At 35.2% G+C, this 6,653-nt stretch carries 8 protein-coding genes; all 8 read right to left on the bottom strand.

Translation table 11 applies throughout. From position 1 onward, the window contains the following. Window positions 1–259: 259 nt before the first annotated feature. Window positions 260–1,129 (bottom strand): glucose-1-phosphate thymidylyltransferase RfbA, encoded by an 870-nt coding sequence (gene rfbA / locus FPG59_RS12445; protein ID WP_086454916.1) that lies wholly within the window; start codon window positions 1,127–1,129, stop codon window positions 260–262. A 6-nt stretch (window positions 1,130–1,135) separates the two neighbouring features. Then, window positions 1,136–2,182 carry a dTDP-glucose 4,6-dehydratase gene (gene rfbB, locus FPG59_RS12440; RefSeq protein WP_086454915.1) on the bottom strand — a complete coding sequence of 349 codons (1,047 nt, stop codon included), beginning with the start codon at window positions 2,180–2,182 and terminating at the stop codon, window positions 1,136–1,138. Between the two features lie 68 nt (window positions 2,183–2,250). Then, window positions 2,251–3,105, bottom strand: coding sequence for a dTDP-4-dehydrorhamnose reductase (gene rfbD / locus FPG59_RS12435; protein ID WP_086454914.1), 855 nt, complete (start codon window positions 3,103–3,105; stop codon window positions 2,251–2,253). After that, complete coding sequence (rfbC, locus tag FPG59_RS12430; RefSeq protein WP_086454913.1) at window positions 3,105–3,653, bottom strand: dTDP-4-dehydrorhamnose 3,5-epimerase; 549 nt, start codon at window positions 3,651–3,653, stop codon at window positions 3,105–3,107. Before rfbC ends, rfbD begins: the two co-directional genes overlap by 1 nt. Window positions 3,654–3,698: 45 nt before the next feature. Continuing rightward, entirely contained in the window at window positions 3,699–4,847 is a 1,149-nt protein-coding gene (locus FPG59_RS12425; protein ID WP_086454912.1) for a DegT/DnrJ/EryC1/StrS aminotransferase family protein, read from the bottom strand. Further along, complete coding sequence (locus FPG59_RS12420) at window positions 4,844–5,401, bottom strand: sugar transferase (protein ID WP_086454911.1); 558 nt, start codon at window positions 5,399–5,401, stop codon at window positions 4,844–4,846. Before FPG59_RS12420 ends, FPG59_RS12425 begins: the two co-directional genes overlap by 4 nt. Beyond that, entirely contained in the window at window positions 5,379–6,008 is a 630-nt protein-coding gene (locus FPG59_RS12415) for an acetyltransferase (RefSeq protein ID WP_369596816.1), read from the bottom strand. The genes FPG59_RS12420 and FPG59_RS12415 overlap by 23 nt, the downstream gene beginning before the upstream one ends. A 6-nt stretch (window positions 6,009–6,014) precedes the next feature. After that, window positions 6,015–6,614, bottom strand: a complete 600-nt coding sequence (locus FPG59_RS12410; protein WP_086454910.1) for a sugar transferase — start codon at window positions 6,612–6,614, stop codon at window positions 6,015–6,017. Window positions 6,615–6,653 lie beyond the last annotated feature (39 nt).

The following is a 6,653-nucleotide window of genomic DNA, read 5'->3' as shown; positions in this document are numbered from 1 at the left end:
TCAAGAAACTGAACTGAATAAAATCACTACTTTGCCACAAAACAAAACATCTTTTTTCTTTAAATAGTTCGCCTATTTATTCTTGAAGCTAAAAATTTGAAATTGAATCTTTTGAGTGATAAACATTTGAAATTATAATTTAATAAAGATTATATTTTTAATGCATGGTAACCAATGTTCTAAATCAGAATATTTTTTTGGATATTATTAAAAGGCCTATTACTAATAGATACTATTTAGATACGAGCAGTTTTATTGGTTACTCTATTTTTTTTAATAAACTCATCAGGTAATCACCGTAACCTGATTTTTTTAAAGGCACTGCTACATCTCGCAACTGTTGGTTGGTAATGAATCCCTGCCTCCATGCAATCTCTTCAATGCAGCCCACTTTTAAACCTTGTCGCTCTTCAATCACCTGAACAAATTGTCCCGCCTGCATTAAGCTGTTGAATGTTCCAGTATCTAACCATGCGGTGCCTCTGCTTAAAATACCAACTTTTAGCATCCCTCTTTCGAGGTATACCCTATTCACATCGGTGATTTCATATTCCCCACGTGCACTTGGCTTGATGTTTCTTGCAATTTCTACAACTGAATTATCATAAAAATATAAACCAGGAACAGCATAATTTGATTTCGGTCTCAATGGTTTTTCTTCAATAGAAACAGCTTTAAAATCATTATCAAATTCCACAACACCATATCGTTCAGGGTCTGAAACGTGATAAGCAAACACAACACCTCCTTGAGGATTAGTATTAGATTTTAACAATTCATCTATAGTAGAACCAAAGAAAATATTATCTCCTAAAACCAACGCGACACTGTCGGTACCTATAAAATCGGCTCCAATTACAAATGCTTGGGCCAGTCCATTTGGTATAGACTGTTCAGCATAACTAAACTGACATCCAATAGACGATCCATCGCCTAATAATTTTTTAAAGTGAGGCAAATCATGTGGTGTTGAAATAATCAAAACTTCGTTTATACCTGCCATCATTAACGTAGACAATGGATAATAGATCATGGGCTTGTCGTAAACAGGCATCAATTGCTTGCTCATTGCAAGTGTTAGCGGGTGTAAACGGGTACCAGAACCGCCAGCTAATATAATTCCTTTCATCCTTTCTTAACTATATTGTTTCTCATAATAGCTAGTATACTCCCCAGAGGTAATATTATGCAACCACTTTTCATTATTTAAATACCAATTTACAGTGCGCTCCAATCCTTCTTCAAACGTTACCGAAGGCTTCCATCCCAAAGCCGTATTGATTTTACTTGCATCAATCGCATAACGCAAATCATGACCTGGACGGTCTTTTACGTAAACAATCAATTTTTCTGATGTTCCTGCTGGACGACCTAATTTTTCATCCATAATGGCGCACAATAATTTAACTAAGTCAATATTTTGCCATTCGTTAAAACCACCAATGTTATAGGTGTCATGATTTTTACCTTTGTGAAATACCAAATCAATGGCTATCGCATGATCCTCTACAAAAAGCCAATCCCTAGTGTACTTCCCATCTCCATAAACAGGTAACGGTTTGTTCTGAATAATATTATTAATAAACAGCGGAATCAATTTTTCAGGAAAATGGAATGGACCATAATTATTGGAACAATTTGTTATTACGTATGGCAATCCGTACGTTTCTCCGTAAGCTCGAACAAAGTGATCTGAACTTGCCTTTGAAGCTGAATAAGGAGAATTAGGATCATAAGCCGTCATTTCAGTAAACAATCCATCACTACCTAAACTCCCGTATACCTCATCGGTGCTGATATGGTAAAAACGCTTTCCTTCATAATTCCCATTCCAAATCGTTTTGGCGGCATTAAGAAGGTTCATCGTCCCTATCACATTGGTTTTGACAAACGACAACGGATCTGTAATAGAACGATCCACATGAGATTCTGCTGCCAAATGCACTACCCCATCAAACTGATGTTCTAAAAACAAGGCCTCAATAAAAGGAGCATCAACAATATCTCCTTTTATAAAAGTGTAATTAGGCTCATTTTCTATATCCCTAATATTTTCTAGATTACCCGCATACGTGAGTGCATCCAAATTAAAAATTTGATACTGCGGATACCTCTTAATAAAAAGTCGTACCACATGCGAACCTATAAAACCAGCTCCCCCAGTAATTACTATTTTTTTCATTTTAATTTTTTATAATATACACTAAGTTTTTAGCTTCACCTATTTATTTTATTCAGTACTTTTATAGTTCAACGTAACAATTGCAAACATTTTTGCAAACTAACTTTATACTCTGGAACAGCCACTCCATATGTTTTCTTTATTTTAGTTTTATCTAATAAAGAAAATGAGGGTCTTTTTGCGAGTGTTGGATATAATGACGATGGAATAGCGATCACATCACATTTATAACCACCAATTTCCTGAATTGTCAGAACAAATTCATACCAACTGATTTTTGCTTCATTCGAATAATTATATATTCCTGGAATCCATTCCTGAGCTATTACTATATCCATAATTGCCTGAGCTAAATCGGCTGCATAAGTAGGAGAACCTATTTGGTCATTTACCACACTTATGGTAGCACGTTCCTGTAACAAACGATTCATTGTTTTCACAAAATTATTACCAAATCTACTGTAAACCCATGAAGTTCTTATGATCACACTCAATGGGTTTTCCTCCAAACAAGCAATCTCTCCCGCTCTTTTAGTTGCACCATAAACACTAATCGGTTGCGTCTGGGCATCTTCTGTCAATGCCACAGATGATGTTCCTTCAAAAACATAATCCGTAGAAATATGAAGTAGTTTAATTTGATTATCAAACGCATATTGGGCAATTACTTGAACCGCTTGATGATTAACAATATCGGCTAACTCAGGTTCAGATTCCGCTTTATCCACCGCAGTATAAGCACCACAATTCAATATAATACTTGGTTGAATACCTGATAATTGATTCCTCAATACTGACAAATCATCCAATGAAACTTGTATTCTATTAGCAAAAATCCATTCATAATTAGAATAATTCTTAGACAATACTTTTATCTCTGACCCCAATTGTCCGGTGGCTCCTGTTACAAGTATTTTTGTCATTAAAACTGGTTGTTACAATGAATAAAATCCGGTAAATTAAGATCTTTATCTGATACTACGGCAGTCTTTAAATCCATTGCCCAATCAATCGCTAGAATTGGATCATCAAAACGAATCCCTCCCTCAGTTTCTTTATGGTAAAACTGATCGCATTTATACAACACCACTGCCGTCTCACTCAAAACAGAAAAACCATGGGCGAATCCTTGAGGAATCAACAATTGTTTTTTGTTATCGGCAGATAACACGATACCAAAATGCTTACCGTAAGTAGGCGAATCTTTTCTCAAATCAACTGCTACATCCATAATCTCCCCTTGCAACACCCGCACCAACTTGGTTTGTGCATAAGGTGGATTTTGATAATGCAATCCTCTCAAAGTCCCTTTTTGTGAAAAAGACTGATTATCTTGTACAAAATCAATATCTATGCCTAAATCATAAAATCTATTTTTACTGTATGCCTCAAAAAAATACCCCCTTGAGTCTTCAAAAACACTTGGGGAAATCAGTATTAGATCTTTTATAAAAGTTTGTTCTATATTCATAGTAGTATAAATGAGAAAATTTTATAATGAAATATACAATTCATATTAATCATGCTTGTTAAAAAATTCTTGTATAACTGCAGAAATCCTATCTCTTTCATCATCCGTAAGATTGGATCCCGAAGGGAGGCATAATCCATTTTCAAATAAGGTTTCAGCAATGTTGCTTCCATAATACGCATATTGTTGAAAAATAGGCTGTAAATGCATTGGTTTCCATAGAGGTCGGCATTCAATATTAGCAGCTTCAAATGCCAATCGCAAAGCTTCTCTATGAATTCCCTTTTCTAAATTTGGTTCCACCACAATGGCACTCAGCCAGTAATTTGCGAAATAATCACTGCTAGGCACTGTAAAAACACTTACTGCTGCGATATCACTAAACACATCCTGATAAAAAGCATTCATTTTTCTACGCAGCGCCACATGACCATCCAATACTTCCATTTGTCCTCTTCCAATTCCGGCACAAATATTACTCATACGGTAGTTGTACCCAATAGCGCTATGCTGATAATGAGGTGCGTCATCTCTAGATTGGGTCGCATAGAAAAGGGCTTTTTGTTTTAAGGCTGCGGTAGGAGTAACAATAGCACCACCACCCGATGTTGTGATAATTTTATTACCGTTAAAAGACAACACACCAATATCTCCAAAAGTACCGCATTTTTGTCCTTTGTAAGAACTACCTAAAGCTTCTGCACTATCCTCTAAAATCGGGATTTGGTAAGCATCAGCTATAGCTCGTATCGTTTCTATTTGATATGGAACCCCATACAAGTGCACGGCAATTATCACTTTTGGTTTTTTGCCTTTGGCTATTTCACTAACAATAGCTTGTTCTAGAGCAATAGGGCATAAATTCCAAGTTTGTGATTCACTATCTATAAAAACTGGAATAGCGCCTTGATACAAAATAGGATTTGCGGATGCCGAAAATGTCATGCTTTGGCACAACACCACATCTCCTGCTTGAACCCCTAACAAAACTAATCCTAAATGAATAGCCGCCGTTCCCGAACTAAGTGCTCCAACTGCAGCATCTTGTCCTAAATAAGACTCTAAATCCTGTTCTAAACCGTTTACATTAGGTCCCAAAGGAGCCACCCAGTTAGTATCAAATGCTTCGTTTACATAGTTTTGCTCACTTCCGCCCATGTGCGGTGAAGAAAGCCATATTTTATGATTGTTCATTGTACGTATCTCAATAATGTTTTTAAAATAATCTTTATATCGCCAAGTAATGAATGGTTGTAATAATAGTCTAAATTGAGTTTTACTTTATCTGGAAAAAAAACGGTGTCGTTGTATCCCTTTGGGTTTTCTTGTTGTTGTAAAAGAAATTCCTCGTCAAAATATTTTAAGGATGCCTCACTCGTCAAGCCTGGTTTTAACTTTAAAATCAGTCGCTCTTCTCCTTGCAAGCTGTTGTAATAACCAACTACGTCTGGTCTTGGCCCCACAAAACTCATGTCGCCAAGAAGGATGTTAAATAATTGAGGTAGTTCATCCAGTTTACTTTTTCTTAAAAAGCTACCCCACTTTGAAATGGACTTATTGCCATCAAGCATTGATTTTATTTTGAAAATCTTAAATTTATTTCCGTTTTGCCCGATTCGAGTTTGCGTAAAAATACCAAAAGAACGAGTATCCATTGAGGCTATAAGCAAAACAAACAAAATCATCCAACCCAAAAATAGAAGCCCTACTATAGAAAACAACAAATCAAAGATTCGTTTCATCAGCATTAGAATTGTACTTTATTAACCTCCCTGGATTTCCCACTACTACGGCATAATCTGGGACATCATTTAAAATAACTGATCCTGCACCTATAGTTGACCATCTACCAATTTTTATTCCTTGCTTTACACAAGCTCCAATTCCAACCTGCGCACCTTCGCCTACAAAAACATTGCCTGCTAAGGCAGCTGAGGGAGAAATATGAACAAAGTCTTCCAAAAAACAATCGTGCTCAACAACTGAATTTGAATTAATTATACAATGATTACCTATTGTACTATCAGCATTTATTACTGAACTAGGCATTACTACATTTCCCATTCCTAGTTTTACAAAATTAGAAATAGAAGCTGTTTTATGGATAGCATTGTCATATTTAAAATTATTTTTTGTAACTATATTTTTCCTAAATCTATTATTTCCAACAGCTATTAAAAAATACATATCACAGGTAAACTGAAATAGTGATGTGCTAATGATTGGTATATTCATTAATTCGGCCGATAATGGGTTATCATCTACTAAAGCAGCGACAGTTTTATTATTAGAAATTACTATATCAATAATAACCTTTGCATGACCGCTAGAACCAAAAATATAAATACTATCCATCGTCAACTATCCTTTAAAAACTTCCATTGTTGCTTGACCCTCTTGACTAATTCCTTCTTTCACAAAAACCTTTTTTACTGTCATTAATACTATTTTCATATCCAATAAGAAAGAACACTGTGTCACATACCAGACATCGTATTCAAATTTTTGTTCCCAACTGATGGCATTTCTTCCATTTACTTGAGCCCAACCCGTTATCCCTGGTTTAATCTGGTGTCGCTTTTTTTGCTCTTCTGAGTACAATGGTAAATATTGTGGTAAAAGTGGTCGTGGTCCTATAAGGCTCATATCCCCCTTTAAAACATTGATTAATTGTGGTATTTCGTCTAAAGAAGTTTTTCGAACAAAACTTCCAATTTTTGTAAGCCTGAGTTCATCTGAGCGTAAATTACCCTCAGCATCCCTTTTGTCGTTCATGGTTTTGAACTTTATGATTTTAAACAGCTTTTCATTTTTACCGGGACGTAACTGAAAGAAAAAAGGTTTGCCGTTATTGGCAAAAAAAAGTCCAATAGAAACGACTATAAAAACAGGAGATAATATCACTATTCCAAATAAAGCCAGAATAAAATCTAGAATTCTCTTTAAGTACATTTTATACATTATAAACTAATATTTTTTTATCAAACTTGTATTTAAACT

Source organism: Flavobacterium sp. FPG59, assembly GCF_002150205.1.
Taxonomy (GTDB): domain Bacteria; phylum Bacteroidota; class Bacteroidia; order Flavobacteriales; family Flavobacteriaceae; genus Flavobacterium.
Note: the sequence above shows the minus strand (reverse complement) of the source record. Positions and strands in the feature narration are given on the sequence as shown.

Coding starts and splice junctions, on each gene's coding strand:
- rfbA (WP_086454916.1), bottom strand. CDS start 1,129: ATGAAAGGAATTATATTAGCTGGCGGTTCTGGTACCCGTTTACACCCG.
- rfbB (WP_086454915.1), bottom strand. CDS start 2,182: ATGAAAAAAATAGTAATTACTGGGGGAGCTGGTTTTATAGGTTCGCAT.
- rfbD (WP_086454914.1), bottom strand. CDS start 3,105: ATGACAAAAATACTTGTAACAGGAGCCACCGGACAATTGGGGTCAGAG.
- rfbC (WP_086454913.1), bottom strand. CDS start 3,653: ATGAATATAGAACAAACTTTTATAAAAGATCTAATACTGATTTCCCCA.
- FPG59_RS12425 (WP_086454912.1), bottom strand. CDS start 4,847: ATGAACAATCATAAAATATGGCTTTCTTCACCGCACATGGGCGGAAGT.
- FPG59_RS12420 (WP_086454911.1), bottom strand. CDS start 5,401: ATGCTGATGAAACGAATCTTTGATTTGTTGTTTTCTATAGTAGGGCTT.
- FPG59_RS12415 (WP_369596816.1), bottom strand. CDS start 6,008: ATGGATAGTATTTATATTTTTGGTTCTAGCGGTCATGCAAAGGTTATT.
- FPG59_RS12410 (WP_086454910.1), bottom strand. CDS start 6,614: ATGTATAAAATGTACTTAAAGAGAATTCTAGATTTTATTCTGGCTTTA.